This is a genomic window from Streptomyces sp. DH41 (assembly GCF_029813785.1).
Taxonomy (GTDB): Bacteria; Actinomycetota; Actinomycetes; order Streptomycetales; family Streptomycetaceae; genus Streptomyces.
Genome location: NZ_JARVKY010000004.1, coordinates 150928 through 170469 on the forward strand (window position 1 = coordinate 150928; position 19542 = coordinate 170469).

The window sequence follows — 19542 nt, forward strand, 5'->3', positions numbered from 1 at the left end:
CGTGCCGCCCGCCCGGATGCCGCCGCCGCGACTCGCGCGGCGGCATCCGGACGGGTACAGGGGTCAGCGCAGGAAGGCCGCGGCGACACCCGCGTCCACCGGGACGTGCAGCCCGGTGGTGTGGGTCAGGTCGCCGCCGGTGAGGGCGAAGACCGCGTTCGCCACGTGCTCGGGCAGCACCTCGCGCTTGAGCAGCGTGCGCTGCGCGTAGTACTCGCCGAGCTTCTCCTCCGCCACGCCGTACACGGCGGCCCGCTTGGCGCCCCAGCCCCCGGCGAAGATGCCGGAGCCACGCACGACCCCGTCGGGGTTGACGCCGTTGACGCGGATGCCGTGCTCGCCGAGCTCGGCCGCCAGCAGCCGCACCTGGTGTGCCTGGTCGGCCTTGGTCGCCCCGTAGGCGATGTTGTTGGGACCCGCGAAGACACCGTTCTTGGAAGCGATGTAGACGATGTCGCCGCCGAGCTTCTGCGCGGTCATCACCCGGGCGGCCTCGCGGGAGACCAGGAAGGAGCCGCGGGCCATGATGTCGTGCTGGAGGTCCCAGTCCTTGGCCGTGGTCTCCAGCAGCGGCTTGGAGATGGAGATGCCCGCGTTGTTGACGACGAGGTCGACGCCTCCGAAGGCGAGTACGGCCTCGGCGAACGCGGTGGCGATCTGCTCCTCGCTGGTGACGTCCACGGTCACAGCCACGGCCTTGTCCGGCCCGCCGAGTTCCTCGGCCACGGCGGTCGCCCCCGCGGCGTCGAGGTCGGCGACCACGACGCAGGCGCCCTCGGCGACGAGCCGGTGGGCGATGGCCCTGCCGATGCCGGAGCCGGCGCCGGTGACGAAGGCGACCCGGGTGGCCAGCGGCTTGGGCGCGGGCATCCGCCGCAGCTTGGCCTCCTCCAGCTCCCAGTACTCGATGCGGAACTTCTCCGACTCCTCGATGGGGCTGTAGGAGGAGACGGCCTCGGCGCCGCGCATCACGTTGATCGCGTTGACGTAGAACTCGCCGGCGACCCGTGCGGTCTGCTTGTCCTTGCCGAAGGAGAACATGCCCACTCCCGGCACCAGCACGATCGCGGGGTCGGCGCCGCGCATGGCCGGTGAGCCGGGAACGGCGTGCCGCTCGTAGTACGCCCGGTACTCGGCGCGGTACTCGGAGTGCAGCTCCGCCAGCCGGTCGATCGCCTGCTCCAGCGGCGCCCCGGCCGGCAGGTCCAGGACCAGCGGCCGGACCTTGGTACGCAGGAAATGGTCGGGGCACGACGTGCCCAGGGCCGCGAGACGCGGGTGCTCGGTGCGGGAGAGGAAGTCCAGCACCGTCTCGGAGTCCGTGAAGTGGCCGACCTGCGGCAGGTCGGCGGAGGCGATCGCGCGGACGTACGGGGCGAGCGCGGCGGCCCGGGCGCGCCGCTCCTCGTCGGGCAACGGCTCGTAGCCGTCCCGCGCCGGGCCGAACGGCTCTGGGCGGCCCTTCTCGGCGAGGAACGCCTCGGCGGTGCGGATGATGTACAGCGAGTTGGCCTCGCACTCCTCGGAGGTGGCGCCCCACGCGGTGACACCGTGGCCGCCCAGGACGCAGCCGACCGCCCGCGGGTTGGCCTCCTTGATCGCGGCGATGTCCAGGCCGAGCTGGAATCCGGGCCGCCGCCACGGCACCCACACGACCTTGTCGCCGAAGCACTCGGCGGTCAGCTTCTCGCCGTCGGCCGCGCAGGCCAGCGCGATACCCGAGTCGGGGTGCAGGTGGTCCACGTGGGCCGCGTCGACCAGGCCGTGCATGGCGGTGTCGATGGACGGCGCGGCACCGCCCTTGCCGTGCAGGCAGTAGTCGAACGCGGCGACCATCTCGTCCTCGCGCTCGACACCCGGGTAGACGCCCTTCAGGGCGTGCAGCCGGTCCAGGCGCAGCGCGGCCAGTCCGTCGGCCTTCAGTGTGCCCAGATCGCCGCCGGAGCCCTTGACCCACAGCAGTTCCAGCTCGCCACCGGTGACGGGGTCGGTGGCGGTGCCCTTGGCGGACGTGTTCCCGCCCGCGTAGTTGGTGTTGCGCGGGTCCGAGCCCAGCCGGTGCGAGCGCGCCAGGAGCCCGGCGACTTGGGGATGGATGGCGGAGGCCATGGTGATCTTTCCTTCGGGATGGGTTGACGACGGAGGACGCCCGAGGCCGGGCGGCGCCCCGGAACGGTGTTACGCGCCCCAGCCGGCCTGCTCGCCGCCCACGCGTTCGGCGGCGATCCGCTCCTGCCAGCCGTCGGCGCGGTAGGCGGCGACCGGGTCGGGGTTCAGGCCCTTCTCCTCACGGATCCCGGCCAGCAGCGGCCGCACGTCGGTGTTGTACGCGTCCATCAGGACGGCGTTGGCCGCCAGGACGTCGCCCTCCCGCTGGGCGGCGGCCAGCGCATCGTCGTCGATCAGCAGTGCCTTGGCGGTGGCTTCCTGCACGTTCATCACCGAACGGATGATCGCCGGGATCTTCGCCTCGATGTTGTGGCACTGGTCGAGCATGAAGGCCACGCCCGCGGCGGGGTCGAGGCCGCCGTTCTTGATGACCTCGTGGAGGATCCGGAAGAGCTGGAAGGGGTCGGCGGCGCCGACCATCAGGTCGTCGTCGGCGTAGAAGCGGGAGTTGAAGTCGAACCCGCCGAGCTTCGCCTCGCGGAGCAGGACGGCCACGATGAACTCGATGTTGGTGCCCGGCGCGTGATGGCCGGTGTCCACGACGACCTTGGCCTTGTCACCGAGCTTCAGGCAGTGCGCGTAGGCGGTGCCCCAGTCGGGGACGTCGGTCGTGTAGAACGCCGGCTCGAAGAACTTGTACTCCAGGAGCATCCGCTGGTCCGCGCCCAGGCGCTCGTAGACGGTCTGGAGGGCCTCCGCGAGTCGGTCCTGGCGGGCCGAGATGTCGTCCTGGCCGGGGTAGTTGGTGCCGTCGGCGAACCAAAGCTTCAGGTCGCGGGAGCCGGTGGCGTCCATGATGTCGACGCACTCCAGCAGATGGGCCAGCGCCTTGCGCCGCACGGCGGCGTCGGGATGGCAGACACTGCCCAGCTTGTAGTCGTCGTCCTGGAAGACGTTGGAGTTGATGGTGCCCAGTTCCAGGCCCCGCTCCTTCGCGTACGCGGCCAGCGCCGCGTAGTCGTCCACCCTGTCCCAGGGGATGTGGAGCGCCACCCGGGGGGTGACGCCGGTGAACTCGTGCACTTTGGCCGCGTCGTCCAGCTTCTCGCGCGGTGTCCGCGGCACGCCGGGCTGCGCGAACACCTTGAAACGCGTTCCGGAGTTGCCGTAGCCCCAGGAAGGCGTCTCGACCCGCTGGTCGGCGAGTGCGGTTCTCACGGCAGTAATGTCAGGCATGTCCACCTCTGGATGCGCAAGTTGCCCCGTCGCGGGAGTCTTGGGGAACTTGTTCGTGTGAATCGATTCAGGCTGCGCCGAAACTAACCCCTGCCGCAATCCCCGTCAAGGGTCCCCGCAGGGCTTGACCCACCTGTTGCCTGTCACTTGCCTGCCACCGCGTCACAGACCGGGTGACCGCATGAGTGCGGACCCTTGACGTCCCGGACAGGCTGAAGCTAGCTTCCCGGCAACCCCGTTGAAACATTTCACAGCGGGGTTTCCGCTCGGCACACGTACTGGAGAGAACTCATGACTCATCCCGAACCGGAGACCACTCCGGTGCTCGCCCTGGAGGGAGTGAGTAAATCCTTCGGTGCCGTCCGAGCGCTGCGCGACGTCTCGCTGCGGCTGTACGCGGGCGAGGCCCATGCCCTGGCGGGCGAGAACGGCGCCGGCAAGTCCACCCTGATCAAGACTCTCGCGGGCGTGCACCGTCCGGACACCGGAACGGTCCTCCTCGACGGCGAGCCGGTGGGCTTCCACAGCCCGGCGGACGCCCGCGACGCGGGGATCGCCGTGATCTACCAGGAGCCGACGCTCTTCCCCGACCTGTCCGTCGCGGAGAACATCTTCATCGGACGGCAGCCCCGGCGCTCCCTGGGCAGGGTGAACCACCGTACGGTCAAGTCGGCCGCGGCCGAACTCTTCGCCCGCCTCGGTGTCGCCCTCGACCCCGACCAGCCGGCCCGCGGCCTCTCCATCGCCGACCAGCAGCTGGTGGAGATCGCCAAGGCCCTGTCCTTCGACGCCCGCGTGCTGATCATGGACGAGCCGACGGCGGCGCTCACCGGCAGCGAGGTGGCCCGGCTGTTCGGCGTGGTCAGGACGCTGCGCGAGCAGGGGGCGGCGGTGCTCTTCATCTCGCACCGCCTGGAGGAGATCTTCGAGCTGTGCCAGCGGGTCACCACCCTGCGCGATGGTGCCTGGATCGCCAGTGAACCCCTCTCCGCGCTCGACGAGGACGGACTGGTGCGCCGCATGGTCGGCCGCGACCTGGAGGAGCTCTACCCCAAGCAGGAGACCCGGATCGGCGAGGTCGCCCTCAGCGTCCGACGGCTGACGCGCGAAGGCGTGTTCACCGATGTGTCCTTCGACGTCCGGCGCGGTGAGATCCTCGGTCTCGCCGGTCTGGTCGGGGCGGGTCGAAGTGAAGTCGCCCGCGCGGTCTTCGGCGTCGACCGGTTCGACGGCGGTGAGGTCGATGTGCTCGGCCGGAAGCTTCCGCCGGGTGCTCCGAGCCTGGCCATGGCCGCCGGTCTCGCGCTGGTGCCCGAGGACCGCCGCGCGCAGGGCCTGGTGATGGACATGTCCATCGAGCGGAACATCGGGCTGACCGGCTTCGCGGCCACCTCCCGGGCCGGCCTGATGAACCGGCGGGCCGAGCGCAGCCTCGCCGTGGACTGGGCGACGAGGCTCCAGGTGAAGTACGCGCGCCTGGCCGATGTCGTGGGGACGCTCTCGGGCGGCAACCAGCAGAAGGTCGTACTGGCCAAATGGCTCGCCACGGCTCCCCAGGTGCTGATCGTGGACGAGCCGACCCGCGGTATCGACGTGGGGACCAAGGCGGAGGTGCACCACCTGCTGTCCTCGCTGGCCGCCGATGGCGTGGCGGTGCTGATGATCTCGTCCGACCTGCCGGAGATCCTCGGTATGGCCGATCGCGTCCTGGTGATGCACGAGGGCCGGCTGACCGCGGAGATCCCCCGGTCGGAAGCGACCGAGGAGACCGTGATGGCAGCCGCGACCGGCCGCGGCGACCGAGGGAGGAAGGCGGCATGACCGCGACCGTGGAGCCCGTGCGGCCAGAGGTCGCCCCCGAGTCCGTCGCCGCGCGGCGGCTCATGGACAAGATGTTCAAGGCCCGAGAACTGGCCGTGATCGCCGTGCTGGTGGTGATGCTCGGCGCGACCCAGCTGTCCAACTCCGAGTTCCTGTCGCAGCAGGGCATCAGGGACCTGATGCTGAACGCGACCATCCTCGTGCTGGTCGCGATCGGCCAGGCGATGGTGGTGATCACCCGCAACGTCGACCTGTCGGTCGGTTCCGTGCTGGGCGTCTCCGCCTTCGCCGCGGGCCTCTACCTCAAGGACGGCGGCCACCCGCTCGTCGCCGTCCTGCTGGCCGTGGGCGTCGGCGCGCTGTTCGGCGTGGTCAACGGCGCGCTGGTGAGCCTGGGCAAGGTCCCGGCGCTGGTGGTGACCCTGGGCACGCTCTACATCGTCCGCGGCATCGACTCGATCTGGGTCGGCTCCCGCCAGATCACGGCGAGCGCCCTGCCCGACGGCTTCGTGGACTTCGGCAGCGGCGGCATCTGGGTGGTGCCCTACCTCGCGCTGCTCACCGTGGCCGTCCTGGTCGTCGTGGCCTACTACCTCCGCAACTACCGCAGCGGACGGGACATGTACGCCCTGGGGTCCAACCCGGAGGCCGCCCGGCTCGCCGGTGTCCCGATCCGGGCCCGGATCATGACCGCCTACGTGGTCTGCGGGGCGCTCGCCGGACTCGCCGGCGCCCTGTACCTCGCCAGGTTCGGCAACGTCGACTCCAACACCGGCAACGGGTACGAACTCATCGTGGTGAGCGCCGTGGTCGTCGGCGGCGTCGCCTTCACCGGCGGATCGGGCACCGTGTACGGCGCCGCGCTCGGTGCCGTGCTGCTGACCTCCATCAACGGTGTGCTTCCCGCCCTCGGCGTGAGTTCGGTGTGGGTCACCGCCATCAACGGCTTCCTGCTGCTGCTCGCCATCGCCGTCGACCGGATCCTGGCGCTCAGAGTCTCCGGAGCCCTGCGCAAGAAGGCCGCACAGTCGAGGAGTGCCCGTCATGCCTGACACCACCGTCAAGTCACCCGTGCTCTCCCGTCTCGGCGGCGCGGTGCGCTGGGACACCTCGGTCGGCGTGCTGCTGGTCGTCCTGCTGATCTGTTCGTTCTCCTTCGTGGAGAACTTCGGCAACGCCCTGAACGTGTCGTTCCTCATCGGCAACACCCTGCCCATCGCCCTGATCGCCCTGCCGATGGCGATGCTCGTGGTCTCCGGCGAGGTGGACCTCTCGGTGGCCTCCACCGCCGGCCTCTCCAGTGCCGTGATGGGCGCGCTGTGGAACGCCGGGATGGCGATCGAGACGATCATCCCGATCTGCGTGCTGCTCGGCGTGGTGTGCGGCCTGGTCAACGGCCTTCTGGTGACCCGGCTCGGACTGCCCTCGCTGGCCGTCACCATCGGCACGCTCGGCGCCTACCGGGGCATCGCGCAGATCGTGCTCGGTTCCGACTCCGTGACCGACTTCCCGGCCCAGTACCTGGACTTCGGGGCCGGCCGGTTCGGGGACACGTTCCTCCCGTACGCCGTCGTCCCGTTCGTCATCCTGCTGGCGATCGCCGTCGTCGTGCTGCACGCCACGCGCTTCGGCCGTTCGCTGTTCGCCATCGGCGCCTCCGAGGAGGCCGCACGCTTCGCCGGTGTCCGGGTCAAGCGGCTCAAGCTGGCCATGTTCGTGTCCACGGGTGTGATCTCCGCCCTCACCGGTGTCTTCTGGACGCTGCACTACGCCAGCGCCCGCTACGACAACGCCACCGGACTGGAACTGTCTGTGATCGCCGCGGTGCTGCTGGGCGGCATCGACTTCGACGGCGGCAAGGGCACGCTCGGCGGCGCCGTCGCCGGTGTGTTCCTGCTCGGCACGATGCAGAACGTCATGAGCCTGCTGAACGTCACCGCCCAGTCCCAGACCGTGGCGACCGGAGTCCTCCTGGTGGTCTCCGTCCTCGCGCCGCGGATCGGCCGCCAGGTCTCCCAGGTACGGGCCAGGGGGAGAACGGCCGCTTCCCCACCGTTGACAGCTCCTTCCTCATAGCCCTTCTTCCCGTCCTCCCGGCTCCTCACGGGCCCTCCCCGCCGGGAGAGCCCGTCCTCTCCCCTCCCTCCCGTACAGGCAAAGGAACTTCCCATGCTCGGCACCACCGCCAGATCACGCCGCCTGACCCTCGTACTCGCCACTGCCACCGTCCTCGCGCTCGGCGCCACCGCCTGCGGCGGCACGACCAAGGACGACGCGAACAAGGACGGCGGCAGCGCGGCCGTCGGCAAGGCCGACCCCGACGCGGAGACCAAGAAGGGCCTCACCGTCGCCTTCCTGCCCAAGCAGGTCAACAACCCCTACTTCACCACCGCCGACAAGGGCGGCGAGAAGGCGCTCAAGGAACTGGGCTCCACCTACAAGGAGGTCGGCACCAGCAGCGGCACCGACACCGCCGGCCAGGTCAGTTACGTCAACACCCTGACCCAGCAGCAGGTCGACGCCATGGCCGTCTCCGCGCAGGACCCCGGTGCCCTGTGCACCGCTCTCAAGCAGGCCATGCGCAACGGCGTCAGTGTCGTCACCTACGACTCCGACACCAACAAGGACTGCCGTCAGGTGTTCGTCTCCCCGGCCTCCGCCGAGGACCTCGGGCGCACCCAGGTCGAGCTGCTGGCAAAGCAGATCGGCGGCAAGGGCGAGATCGCGATCCTGTCCGCGGCGCAGACCGCGACGAACCAGAACACCTGGATCGACGTCATGAAGGAGGAGTTGAAGAAGCCCGCCTACAAGGACATCAAGCTCGTCAAGACCGCCTACGGGGACGACGACGCCCAGAAGTCGTTCCAGCAGACCCAGGGCCTGCTGCAGGAGTACCCGAACCTGAAGGGCATCATCTCCCCCACCACCGTCGGCATCAAGGCGGCCGCCCAGTACCTGTCCGGCTCCAAGTACAAGGGCAAGGTCAAGCTCACGGGACTCGGCACCCCGAACGACATGCGCGCCTACGTCAAGAACGGCACGGTCGAGCAGTTCGAGCTGTGGGAGCCGGCCAAGCTCGGCGCACTCGCCGCGCGCGCCGCGGTCGCCCTCGAGTCCGGCCAGATCACCGGCAAGGAGGGCGAGACCTTCGACGCCGGTGACCTCGGGACGATGACCATCGGTGCGGACGGTGTCGTCTCCCCGGGTGAGCCGACCGTCTTCGACAAGGCCAACATCGACGAGTACGACTTCTGATCCGCAACGACAGTCGTGGGGCCCCGGCGTCGCCGGGGCCCCACGCTCGGCAGCAGGGTGATCCGATGCAACGCGTCTGTTTTCTTCTCAAGGTCCGCTCCGGGATGGTCGCCGAATACCGCGAGCGCCACAGGGACGTGTGGGCCGACATGCTCACCGCGCTCTCCGAAGCCGGCTGGCGCAACTACTCCCTCTTCCTGCGGGAGGACGGCCTGCTCGTCGGCTACCTGGAGACCGACGACTTCGAGGCGGCCCGGGCGGCCATGGACGCCACCGAGGTGAACGCGCGTTGGCAGGCCGAGATGGCGGGGTTCTTCGAAGAACTGGACGGGCGGGCACCCGATGCCGCCATGCGCCCCCTCGCCGAGGTCTTCCACCTGGCGTGAACCGGGGCTCCGGCCTCGTAGGACGAACGCTTCCCCGACCGGCTCGATGGGCGGGGACAGAACAGCAGGAGACACACATGACGCACTCCCCGCCGACGGTCGGCATCAAGGACGTCGCACGGGAGGCCGGTGTCTCCGTCGGCACGGTTTCCAATGTGCTCAACCAGCCCGGCCGCGTCTCGCAGCGGACGCGACGTCATGTGGAGCAGGTGATCGCGCGGCTGGGTTACGTGCGCAGCGAGTCCGCCCGGCAGCTGCGGGCGGGCCGCAGCCGTGTCATGGCCCTGCTCGTCCTCGACATGGGCAATCCGTTCTTCGTCGACCTGGCCCAGGGAGCCGAGCGTACGGCCCGGGATGCGGGACTGGCCGTCACCCTGTGCAACAGCGCGCAGAGTGTGCGGAAGGAGGCGGAGTACCTCGAACTCTTCGCCGAGCAGCGGGTCCGCGGGGTGCTGGTCACCCCCGCCGACCCGAGTGGGCGCAGCCTGCGCGACTTCCGCCGGCACGGTATTCCCTACGTTCTGGTGGACCGGGTGGCCGGCGACGCGGAGGGCTGCTCTGTCTCGGTCGACGACGTCACCGGCGGTGCTCTGGCGATCCATCACCTGACCGGTGCCGGTCACGGCTCCATCGCCTATGTCAGCGGACCGCCGCATCTGAGGCAGGTGCGGGACCGCCGGACGGGGGCGCTGGAAGCCGTCGCCCAGGCAGGCCTGCCCCCCACGGCGTTGCGGGAGATCCCCACCGAACGCCTCGACGTGGCCGCCGGCCGTGACGCGGGCGCCAGGCTGCTGGGTCTGGCCGAGCGGCCCACCGCGGTCTTCTGCGCCAACGACCTGCTGGCCCTCGGGGTGCTCCAGTTCATGTACACGGCCGGGGTCAAGGTTCCCGACGACCTGGCCATCGTCGGGTACGACGACATCGAGTTCGCCGCCGCGGCGACCGTACCGCTGACCTCGGTCCGCCAGCCCGCGCGCGCCATGGGCGCCATGGCCGCCGACCTGCTTCTCCAGGAAGCCGGTGACCGGGCGGACGAGCACCGTCACGAGCACGTCGTGCTCCAGCCCGAGCTGGTCGTCCGCGGTTCGAGCCTGCCCAGGCGCTGAGGACCTGCCCAGGCGCTGAGGGCCCGCCGCGTCCCGCGGAGCGCCGGACGGCGGTGGCGTCGCCAGGACGCCGCCGCCGTCCGACGGGTCAGGACGTGGCGGTGCTGTACACCGACGTGAACGTCCAGTCGCCCGAGCCGACCTCGTAGACGGCCTCACCCTTCCCGGTGCGCAGCGGCTTCGCTCCGGCCGGGGCGGCGACGCGTCCCTCGGTGAACGGCACGCGGACCTCGGCCGTGCTGCCGGCGGGCACGCTCAGCCGCAGCTCGTAGCGGTCGCCGTCGCGCTTCCAGTCGGTGCTCACGGTGCCGTACGGAGTCTTGTAGGAGCCCGACGCGGAGGTGAGGTCGCCGACGACGGCCGGGTCGATCAGCAGCTTGCGGTAGCCGATGGAACCGGGGGCCTGTTCGATGCCGGCGACCCGGTCGGTGAACCAGGCGTCGATGGCGCCGAGCATGAAGTGGTTCTGGGACTGACCGGGGCCGCCGTCCCAGGACTCGCCGAGTGTGGTGTTGCCGTTCAGGACCTGGTAGCCGTAGCTCGGGCTGGTGGTCTGCGTGGCGATCTCGTGGATGACGTCGTCGCGGCCGGCCTCCGAGAGCACGCGGAAGGCCGACGGAAGCGAGATCTCGCCGAGGACCAGGTGGTGGTCGGCTTCCTCGACGCTGTTCACGAAGTGGTCGAGAAGGCGTTCGCGTTCACCGTCCGGGACGGCTCCCATGTCCAGGGCGAGGGCCTCGGCGCCGTGGCCGCCGCCGCCGAAGGTTCCGGTCTCCCGGTCGTAGTACTTGGCGGTCAGGGCCTCGGCGCTCGCGTCGGCCTTGGCACGGTAGGCCGCCGCGCCCTCCTCGTCGCCGAGGACCTCGGCGATGCGGCTCAGGGCGTCGACGACCCGCCAGTAGCCGTAGGTGCCGGCCACGGCGCGCGGGAAGGTCCGGTCGGGGGTGAACCAGTCACCGAGGCCGTAGTCGAGGATGCCGTCCTGGACCTTCTGTTCCAGGAACGTCACGTACCGCTTCATCCGCGGGTAGTACGTCGTGAGCGTGTCCCGGTCGCCGTAGGTGGTGTAGAGCTGCCAGGGCACGAGGACGAAGGCGCCGCCCCAGTTGGCGTCGTTGCGGTAGCCGCCCGGCAGGTTCGTGTACTCGGGGACGGTGCTCGGGATCAGCCCGTCCTCGGTCTGGGCGTCGGACATGTCGCGCACGAGCTTGCGGAAGTACGCCTCCATGTCGTAGTTGCCGGTGAGGACGGGGAAGAGGAGCTGGTTCTGCTCCAGCCAGCCGAGCTTCTCGCGGCTCGGGCAGTCGGTGAGGACGCTCATCATGTTGCCCTCGACCGAGCGGCGGATGATCGAGTGGATGCCGTTGATGAGCTTGTCGGAGCTGGTGAAGTCGCCGGAGGAGGCGTTGTCGGTGTGCAGGACCATCCCGCGCACCGTGACGGTCGCGTTCTCGGGCAGGCCCTGGAGTTCCAGGTAACGGAAGCCGTGGTAGCTGAACTTGGGGTGCCAGGTCTCCGTGCCGTCGCCGCCGGTGGTGTAGGTGTCCCACAGCGGTCCGCCGACGTTGCTGATGGACTGGAAGGCGTGGCCGTCCTTCAGGCTCTCCGCGGGGAGGATGCGGATGTCGGTGCCGGCCGGGGCCGTGACGGTGATCTCCGGCCAGCCGGCGATGTTGCGGCCGAGGTCGAAGATCCGGCTGCCTTCGGCCGCCTCGTCGACCTCGTTGCCTTCGAGGGTCTCGATGACGCGGACGGGTTCGGTCTCGCGGGCGCTGAGGAGGGCGGGGTCGTCGGCCGTGCCGGGGCCGGACACGGTTGCCGCCGCCTTCCAGGAGGCGCGGTCCCGGCCGGGCTTGTTCCAGTTCCGGATCTCGCGGCGTGCGTCGTAGTCCTCCCCGCCGTACCAGTTGGAGGAGGTGGTCGCGCCGAGGGTGGTGCGCCAGTCGCCGCCGCTGCCGACGCGGCGTACGGTGCCGTCGGCGAGCGTGATCTCCAGCTGGGCGACGACCTTCGGGTCGCTCAGGTTCCCGTAGAGCTTGCGGTAGCGGTCGGCGGTGCTGACGACGTTCGACATGCCGTTGCCCAGTTCGATGCCGATGGTGTTGCGGCCGGAGCGCAGCCGGTCGGTCACGTCGTAGGTGGCGTACTGGACGCGCTCGGTGTAGTCGGTGTTGGCCGGTTCGAGAACGGCGTCGCCGACCGGCTCACCGTTGACGCTCGCGTCGTAGATGCCGAGGCCGGACACGTACAGCCGGGCGCTGCGGACCTTCTTCGGCAGGGCGAAGTCCTTGGTGAGCAGCGGCAGTGCGGCGGGGAGGTACGGCGTGGGCGGCCGCTGGCCGGTGATCTCGGCCGCGCGGGTGAACGGGCCGTCGGGTGCGTCGCCGGTGGAGACGGTGTAGTCGACGGGGAAGTGCGGCACCCGGCCGTCGTCGCTGAGGGCGTCGGCGCGCGGGTAGAGGGCGATCCGGTCGAAGGTCTTGGCGGACCCCAGGTCGAGGGTGAGGACGACCGGCGCGTTAGAGGCGTCGGGGCCGGTGTGCGGCGCGCTGGAGTACCCGGCGGCGGTCTGCAGGGCGCTGTTGGGCAGGCCGTCGACGGCGAGGGCCGGCTCCCAGGTCTTGCGCACGGTGTCGGTCTCCGAGGCCGTCACCGTGGCGCCCTCGGCGAGGCCGGTGGTTCCGGTACCGGAGTCGCGTACGTCGATCTCGCCGAGCTGGAGGCGCCAGGACTCGGCGGGGAAGTCGTCGGCGAGCGGCAGTCCGAGCTTGGTGACGTCGAGGCGGACGTAGCGGGCCGTGGTGCGCGGCAGGTCGACGACGACGGGCTCGATGGTGCGCTCGCTGAGCCGCCAGTCCGGGTGCGTGATCCAGTCGGCGTCCCAGTCCCGCTGCTCGGTCAGGCCCGTCTCGAACACCGAGGGCTTGCTCCAGCCCGAGTCCCGGCCGCTGTCGCCCGACCAGAGCATGACGCGCCAGTACACGCGGTCGCGGGAGCCGAGTTCCTTGCCGGCGTAGGTGGTCCGCGGGACGCCGGAGCGCACCTTGCCCGAGTCCCACAGGTCGGGCCTGCCCTGCTTGAGTCTGCTCGGGGAGCTGGCCGCCTGGACGCGGTACGCGGACTGCACGACGCCTCTCGCCCGGCTGGTGATGTTCCAGCTCAGGTACGGCGTGGTGTCGTCGATGCCGAGGGCCTGCGCGAGGTGCTGGGTGCGCAGTTCGGCGGGTGCGATGCGGGCGGGGGGCCCGGCGTCGGCGTTGACGGCCGTCGGCAGCACGGTGACGAGTGCGGTGAGGCCGGAGGCGACGAGGAGGGCGGGGCGCCGGTGGGCGCGCCGGGTGAGCGCTCGGCTCATGTGGTGCTCCTTGCGGGTGCGGGAGGAGGGCAGGGTTGGGACGGCGCCGCCGGGTCAGACACGGTTCAGGACGGCCGTGACGCGGCGGTACGGCCGTAGGGTCACGGGGCCGAGCAGGCCCGACGGCAGCGGCTTCCCGCGCTCGTTGGAAAGGGTGTTGGAGACGCGGACGGAGATCGTGTTGCGTCCGGCGCGCAGGACGTCGGTGACGTCGGCGGTGTACGGGCTCCACAGCAGCGGCGGCAGTTCGGTGCCGTTGACGGTCACGGCGGCGACTTCGCGGACCACGCCCAGGCCGAGGCGGAGGCCCCGGCCGTCGAGGGTGTCCCGGTCCAGGTCGACGGTGGTGGTGTAGGTGCCGCTGCCGGAGAACTCCGCGTCGAGGTCGGTCCAGCTGCCCAGGGGCCGGGTGACGGGCTCGGCGCCGTCGCGGTCCAGGGTCAGTGTCCAGTCGCCGTCCACTCCGATGGGGTGGAGGGGGTCGGTGACCTCGGCGGTGCCCCGGTAGGAGTGCCGGTCGTCGGTGCCCTTGAGGGCGTAGCGGCCGGGCGCGTCGGCGACGGCGGCGACGAGCAGCCGGTTCTTCCGCGGGGTGACGTCCTCGACGGGCAGTTCCGCGTCGGTGAGGTGCGCGCCGGGGCGGGTGGCGGAGCGCACGACGATCGCGAGGGTCTCGTAGGGGCGCAGCCGCAGCGGCACCCGGAGGCCGTCCTTGCCTCGGTCGCGGCGGTACACGGGGGCGGGCCGCGCGATGCCGGTGGCGGGGTCCCAGAGTTCCGGGACGCCCTTGGCGGGCAGTGCGGCGACCGTCTCGACGGCCTGTCCGCTCTCGTTGTTGACGAGGAAGGCGATGTCCTTGCCGCGGGTGGTGCGCAGGACGCGGACCGCGTCGGCGGCCGGTTCGAGGACGGCGGCGGCGACGCCGGCCGCGTGCGTGGCCGCCCGCAGCCCGGACACGTCGGCGACGCGTACGGCCGTCCCGGCGCCGGTGCGGCGGCTGCCGGGCACCTTCTCGCCGAACAGCGCGGACAGCTCTCGTTCCAGGCGGCGGTCGCCGCCGTTCGCCTCGTCGCCGGGCAGTTCGCCGACGGCGACGACGGTGCCGCCGCCGCGCACGAACCGCGTGAGCGTCTGCACGGCGGCGGCGTCCAGCGTCGGGGTCGGCGGCAGGACGGCCAGGTCGTAGCGGGCCTCGCCGACGGTGAGCCGGCCGCCGCGGGTGGCGGCGTGGGCGAGCAGTCCGCGATCGCCGCTCAGCGCGCCCTCGTGGACGAGGTCGAAGTCGACCTGGGCGCTTTCCAGGGCGTACGCGGTGTCGCTCAGCGCGCCGTCGACGGCGCCCTGCCGCTCGGTGCCGCGCCACTGTTCGGCCGCCCGCTGCGGCTGGACGAGCGCGGTCCGCGCGGCGGAGGTGCCGCGTGCGACCTCCATGACGCGGCCGATCCAGTCGGCGAGCGGTTCCATGGCCCACCACCAGGGGGCGCGCGGGCCGAACGGCGGCGGGAAGAACACCCGGGTCTCGTCGGTCCACAGCGCGTGCAGCACCGTGAGGTTGACGCCACGGGCGGCGTTGGCGCCCACGAGAGCGCGGGCGAAGTCGGGTGCGACCTGCCAGCCCATGTTGCCGAAGGCCTCCAGCAGGGCGCGTTCGCGGCCCATCTGGTGGGCGACGCTGACCGGGTTGCGCGGGATCATCGTGGGTTCGCCGGCCACGTACTCGGCGGTGATGATGTCTCCGCCGGGGACCTGCGCCCACTGGTGGACCTTGTGCAGGTCGCCGGTGGAGGCGATGCGCTTGGACGGCGCGGTCTCGTCGTACAGGGGGTTGGTGACGAGGGCGACGTCCCGCTTCTCGTACCAGCGGGACTGCTTCTCGAAGTACACGGCGAAACGGTCGGAGACCGCCTGCCAGTACCGCCCGCGCGCGATGCGGCCCTCGCGGCCGAGGTCGTCGAAGGCCGAGGCGTACGCGGTGCCGGGTTCGACGCCGACGGCGCGCAGCGCGTCCTGCAGTGCCGGTGACCACGGGAACCGCTTGAAGTGCGCCTCGGCGGAGGCGAAGTACGGTTCGTCGTCCCAGAACCCCGGTACGACGTTGCCGAAGTAGCGGCCGAAGCGGCGGTGGTACTCCCCCGGGACCATGTCGAGGAACAGGTCGACGGGTTCGTCGTCGAGGAGGTCGACGTAGCCGCGGCTGTAGCCCTGGCTGTCGTCGGTCAGGGGGCTGCCGCCGAAGACGTCGATCTGCCAGCGTCCGGCGGGGACGTTCCAGTGCCGTCCGGCCTGGAGTTCCTCGGTCAGCTCCACGATCCGGTCCGTGCCGGTGGCGCCGACGGGACGGGCGACCGCGGCGACGGGCGCGGAGGTTCCCCCGGGGCGCGGGCGGGCCGGGAAGTCGCCGGCGGCGGAGGGGTCGTCGAAGGTCTGCTCGTACAGTGTGGTGCCGTCGGCGGCGGTGACGGTCAGCGTCTCCCACAGGGCTCGCTGCCCGTCGACGGCGCTCACGCCGACGCTGCCGGTGGCGTGGTGTCCGTCGGTGACGGTGCCCTTGTCCTTGTCGTCGAGGGTGACCCCGATGGTGTCGCCGCGGACGGTGACGACGAGTGTGTGGAACTTCGTCCGGTTGAATCCGTCGGTGCGGCTGCTGCGGGCGAGTTCCGTCGGTGCGGCGCCGTCGGTGAGGCGCAGGACCGTGACGACGCCGGTCTGGTCGAACTCCACGGCGTAGCCGTCGGTCCCGGAGGCCGAGGCCCGGACGACCAGCCCGGCCGCGCCGTGGTCGGCCTTGGCGCTGCCGGTGACGGTGTAATCGGCCCACCTCGCGCCCTGGCTCAGTGCGGCAGCGCCGCCGAGGACGTCGGCGTCGGCCACCAGACGGCCGGTGTCGACGCCCACGCCGGTGGTGACGGCGAGATCGGCGGTCGCGGGCCCCTCGACGACGGTGGTGGATCGCCACAGCGCCTTGAGCCGCAGGTCGGGCCGGGGTGCGTAGGTGCGGGACCCGACGGTGCCGCCCTCGACGATGTACTCACCGGCGCGTCCGCTCGGGAAGTGGTCGTCGTTGAACAGCCACACCCGCATGCCGGTCCGCTCGGCGACCTCCAGGACGTGGCCGACGATGCCGAACCACTCCTCGCTGAAGAACACCGGCCGCATCTCGGCGTTGTCGAAGGGGAAGACGATGACCTCGTACATGCCCTTGGAGCGCAGGTCGGCCATCTGGGTGTCGACCAGCTCGGGGGTGACGGTGCCGTTCCAGTACCAGTACACCGTCGGCCGGCTGTCGCGGCGCGGGTCGGCGAAGTGCTTGGGGGTGAAGCCGGCCTTCCGGGCGGCGTCGGCGGCCGTCGGCTCCGCGGCGTGTGCGGTGGCCACGCCGGTGCCGGGCAGGCCGACGGCGAATACGGCACCGGTCGCGCCGGCGGCGGCGACGAATCGGCGTCTGGTCAGGTCGGACTCGGACAACGGGAACTCCCTTGTTCAGGGTGGGTCGTCGGGGGTGTGCCCGGGCCGTGCGGCCGGCGCGGGCAGGTGTGTGGTCGGCGGCGCGCGGTCCGGGCACCGTCAGCCGGCGGCTTCGGCCACCTCGGCGGCCGACAGGGCGCGGTTGCGCAGGCGGAAGTCGGCGACCGCGCCGTGGAGGTAGGGGTGCGTGGAGTTCTGGGACCGGCCCAGGTAGTTGCGTGTGCTGGCGCCGAGCAGCAGCGGACTGGCGGCCATGGCGGCGTTGCGGCCGGCTTCGGCTCCGTCGACGTACAGCACCCCGGTGCCGCCCTCCAGGGTGACGGCGACGTGGATCCACCTGCCCTGCGGCAGGGGCCCGGCGGCGTCGATCACGTCCTCGCCCTCCATACCGGAGATCTTCAGCGCGGCGCGTGCCCTGCCGGATCCGGTGCGGGCAGTGAGGTACAGATAGGTGCTCTTGTGGTATCCGAGGTCGAAGACTCGGGCCGAGTCGGCGAGCGAGTCGACGCGGACGCGGACACTGACGGTCAGCTCGGACAGTCCGCCGGGAAGCCCCTCGGGGAGCGCGACGTGGCCGTCCACACCGTCCAGGAGTACCGCGGACCGGTTGCTGTCCTTGGTCCAGGTGGCGCCCGCGGCCAGTTGGGCACGGGGGAAGCTTCCGGTGGTGTCGGCCGCGGTGGTGCCCTCGCCCTCGTCGAGCGGGTAGCGGGCGATGTCGCGTTCGCGGCTCGGGCGGGGGGTGACGGCCCAGTAGACGTTGTAGTTCTGGTGATGGATCTTGTAGAAGGGCCGCAGCGGTATCTCACGGTCGTCGGCCACCGCGGTGAACTCCAGCGGGACGCCCGCCACCGGCCGCAGGGACTTCGGCCGGATGCCGGGGATGGTCGCGAGTTCGGTGTCTCCGTAGGCTCCGGCCAGCACGACGGGACCGTAGGAGAGTGACCGGACCTGCGGGTTGTCCGGGGCCGGCTGCCAGACCGGCTCCCTGGGGAAGGTCAGTTCCACCGTGTCGCCGCGTCGCCAGTGGCGTCTGATCGTGAGGTATCCGCCCGGTCGGGCGGGGGCACCGGTCGGCCGGCCGTTGAGCCGGACGGTGGCGCGGTGACCACTGGCGGCGAGCCAGGCGGGGACGCGGATCCTCAGGGCGAAGCGCGCGTCGCCCGCGGTGACGGTGAGTTCGGTGCGGTCGGTCTCGGGATGACCTGTCTCCTGGCGGAGCGTCACCCCCCGCTCCTCCCACGTGACTTCGGAGGGGATGAACAGGTTCACATACAGTGCATCGGCGTCCGCCGCGGCGGAGCGGAAGTAGATGCTGTCGGCGAACTTGGTGTGCGTCTCCATGCCGGTGCCGTGATCGCAGGAGAAGTTGTCGTAGTCGCTGCTGTAGCTGCCCGGCGCGGCGCCGAGTCCGCCCTTGGGCTGCCGCCGGGAACCGGCCCACAGGCCCGTGTAGTAGGTGACGAAGCCGTGCTCGGAGTCGGGATCCTGCTCGCCGAGCATCTGGTTGTAGAGCGTCCACTCGTAGTGGTCCATGTACGCGGCGGTGCCGGGGTCGTGCAGGAAGAGCTGCCGGCCGAGCTTGAGCATGTTGTAGCTGTTGCAGTTCTCGCAGGTGTCCTCGGACAGTCTGCTGACGATCTCACCGGGCGGTCCGAAGAACTCCTGGTTGGAGTTGCCGCCGATGGCGTACGAGTGATGCCGGACCACCGTCTCCCAGAAGTGGGTCGCGATGTCCAGGTAGCGCCGCTCCCCCGTCGCCTGGTAACTGCGCACCGCGCCCACGATCTTGGGGATCTCGGTGTTGGCGTGCCGCCCCGCGAGTTCGTCACGGCCCGCGGCCAGCGGTGCGTAGAGCTCCTCGTGGTCGAAGCGCCGCGCGGTGCGCAGATGTGCGGGATCGCCGGTCGCGAGGTACAGGTTCGTCAGTACCTCGTTCATCCCACCGAACTCGACCCTCAGCAGGGTCTGCATCCGGTCGGGGGCGAGGGGCGCCGTGCGCGCGTCCACCCAGGCCGCCATGGCCGCCAGCACGGTCAGGGCCTGTTCGTTGCCGCTGAGCTGATACTGGTCGAGGAGCCCGGCCATGATCTTGTGCAGCGTGTAGTACGGCGCCCAGGGCCGGCCCCCGGCTTCGAGCTGGTCGAAGACGTCCTCCGGGAACGCGGAGAGGTAGCCCTCGCCGTATCCGGCGGCCGGCGCGTGGTCCTGGCACTCGGCGAGCGCCGCCACCAGGTGACGCGCTTTGCGGGCGTGGGCGTCGTCCCCCGTGTTGGCGTGGGCCTGGGCGAGTGCGGACAGCAGGTGTCCGGTGCTGTGACCGCGCAGCAGTACGTCCGGGGCCTCCCAGCCGCCGCACGGCTCCGCGGTCGACGGCAGGCCGACGTTGAGACGGAAGGTGTGCACAAGCCGCTCGGTGTCGACGAACGACAGGTAGGAGCGGGTACGCCGCATGTTGGCGAGGAACGGGCTCTCCAGGAGCCGCACGGCGGAGAGCGGAAAGGGCCGCAGCACCGGAGGCGCGACGCCCGTGTCGGGCCCGGAACCGGTGTGGACGGGCGGATCCGCCTTCGCGGCGGTGACGGACAGGACGTGGCGACGGGTGGGGCTGGACGCATGGGGTCGCGCGGACAAGAGCCGGGCTCCTTCGGGAAGGGAAGAGTGACTCGGTGACGGGCCGACGCGTGCACGGAGCGACGGGACGGACGTGACGCCCCTTCAGAGCAGCCGTCTCCGCGATATGCGTTGAAACGTTTTTGTCAGCCGACGGAAAAGTAAGCGGAGCCTTCATGCGCGTCAAGGGTTCCGA

Annotated in this window: 11 protein-coding genes; 6 read left to right on the plus strand and 5 right to left on the minus strand. The window is 70.9% G+C overall.

The window, feature by feature from the left end; genetic code table 11:
* Positions 1 to 63 precede the first annotated feature (63 nt).
* Entirely contained in the window at positions 64 to 2109 is a 2046-nt protein-coding gene (locus QC283_RS09385; protein ID WP_279560927.1) for a bifunctional aldolase/short-chain dehydrogenase, read from the minus strand.
* A gap of 69 nt (positions 2110 to 2178) precedes the next feature.
* Positions 2179 to 3345, minus strand: coding sequence for an L-rhamnose isomerase (gene rhaI, locus QC283_RS09390; RefSeq protein WP_279560928.1), 1167 nt, complete (start codon positions 3343 to 3345; stop codon positions 2179 to 2181).
* Positions 3346 to 3636: 291 nt separating this feature from the next.
* On the opposite strand from rhaI, the gene QC283_RS09395 reads away from it, so the two are divergent.
* The 6 genes from QC283_RS09395 (at position 3637) to QC283_RS09420 (ending at position 9913) form a co-directional block, all read left to right on the plus strand.
* Positions 3637 to 5166, plus strand: a complete 1530-nt coding sequence (locus QC283_RS09395) for a sugar ABC transporter ATP-binding protein (RefSeq protein ID WP_279560929.1) — start codon at positions 3637 to 3639, stop codon at positions 5164 to 5166.
* Complete coding sequence (locus QC283_RS09400; protein ID WP_279560930.1) at positions 5163 to 6218, plus strand: ABC transporter permease; 1056 nt, start codon at positions 5163 to 5165, stop codon at positions 6216 to 6218. Before QC283_RS09395 ends, QC283_RS09400 begins: the two co-directional genes overlap by 4 nt.
* The gene (locus QC283_RS09405) at positions 6211 to 7242 is read left to right on the plus strand and encodes an ABC transporter permease (RefSeq protein ID WP_279560931.1); all 1032 of its coding nucleotides are present in this window, start codon (positions 6211 to 6213) and stop codon (positions 7240 to 7242) included. The genes QC283_RS09400 and QC283_RS09405 overlap by 8 nt, the downstream gene beginning before the upstream one ends.
* A gap of 93 nt (positions 7243 to 7335) precedes the next feature.
* Complete coding sequence (gene rhaS / locus QC283_RS09410) at positions 7336 to 8421, plus strand: rhamnose ABC transporter substrate-binding protein (protein WP_279560932.1); 1086 nt, start codon at positions 7336 to 7338, stop codon at positions 8419 to 8421.
* 65 nt (positions 8422 to 8486) lie between these two features.
* The gene (locus tag QC283_RS09415; protein ID WP_279560933.1) at positions 8487 to 8807 is read left to right on the plus strand and encodes an L-rhamnose mutarotase; all 321 of its coding nucleotides are present in this window, start codon (positions 8487 to 8489) and stop codon (positions 8805 to 8807) included.
* A 77-nt stretch (positions 8808 to 8884) separates the two neighbouring features.
* The gene (locus QC283_RS09420) at positions 8885 to 9913 is read left to right on the plus strand and encodes a LacI family DNA-binding transcriptional regulator (protein ID WP_279560934.1); all 1029 of its coding nucleotides are present in this window, start codon (positions 8885 to 8887) and stop codon (positions 9911 to 9913) included.
* Positions 9914 to 10001: 88 nt separating this feature from the next.
* Here the strand turns inward: QC283_RS09420 and QC283_RS09425 are convergent, their stop codons facing one another.
* From QC283_RS09425 to QC283_RS09435, 3 genes are all read right to left on the minus strand, one after another.
* Positions 10002 to 13268: a family 78 glycoside hydrolase catalytic domain gene (locus tag QC283_RS09425; RefSeq protein ID WP_279560935.1), complete on the minus strand. Its 3267-nt coding sequence runs from the start codon at positions 13266 to 13268 to the stop codon at positions 10002 to 10004.
* Between the two features lie 54 nt (positions 13269 to 13322).
* The gene (locus tag QC283_RS09430) at positions 13323 to 16733 is read right to left on the minus strand and encodes a glycosylhydrolase-like jelly roll fold domain-containing protein (RefSeq protein WP_279560936.1); all 3411 of its coding nucleotides are present in this window, start codon (positions 16731 to 16733) and stop codon (positions 13323 to 13325) included.
* Between the two features lie 99 nt (positions 16734 to 16832).
* Positions 16833 to 19367 (minus strand): glycoside hydrolase family 127 protein, encoded by a 2535-nt coding sequence (locus tag QC283_RS09435; protein WP_279560937.1) that lies wholly within the window; start codon positions 19365 to 19367, stop codon positions 16833 to 16835.
* Positions 19368 to 19542: the final 175 nt, after the last annotated feature.

Bases quoted from the DNA above. Each gene is read 5' to 3' on its own strand.
- QC283_RS09405 (WP_279560931.1), top strand. From the start codon at position 6,211: ATGCCTGACACCACCGTCAAGTCACCCGTGCTCTCCCGTCTCGGCGGC.
- rhaS (WP_279560932.1), top strand. From the start codon at position 7,336: ATGCTCGGCACCACCGCCAGATCACGCCGCCTGACCCTCGTACTCGCC.
- QC283_RS09395 (WP_279560929.1), top strand. From the start codon at position 3,637: ATGACTCATCCCGAACCGGAGACCACTCCGGTGCTCGCCCTGGAGGGA.
- QC283_RS09400 (WP_279560930.1), top strand. From the start codon at position 5,163: ATGACCGCGACCGTGGAGCCCGTGCGGCCAGAGGTCGCCCCCGAGTCC.
- rhaI (WP_279560928.1), bottom strand. From the start codon at position 3,345: ATGCCTGACATTACTGCCGTGAGAACCGCACTCGCCGACCAGCGGGTC.
- QC283_RS09415 (WP_279560933.1), top strand. From the start codon at position 8,487: ATGCAACGCGTCTGTTTTCTTCTCAAGGTCCGCTCCGGGATGGTCGCC.
- QC283_RS09385 (WP_279560927.1), bottom strand. From the start codon at position 2,109: ATGGCCTCCGCCATCCATCCCCAAGTCGCCGGGCTCCTGGCGCGCTCG.
- QC283_RS09420 (WP_279560934.1), top strand. From the start codon at position 8,885: ATGACGCACTCCCCGCCGACGGTCGGCATCAAGGACGTCGCACGGGAG.
- QC283_RS09425 (WP_279560935.1), bottom strand. From the start codon at position 13,268: ATGAGCCGAGCGCTCACCCGGCGCGCCCACCGGCGCCCCGCCCTCCTC.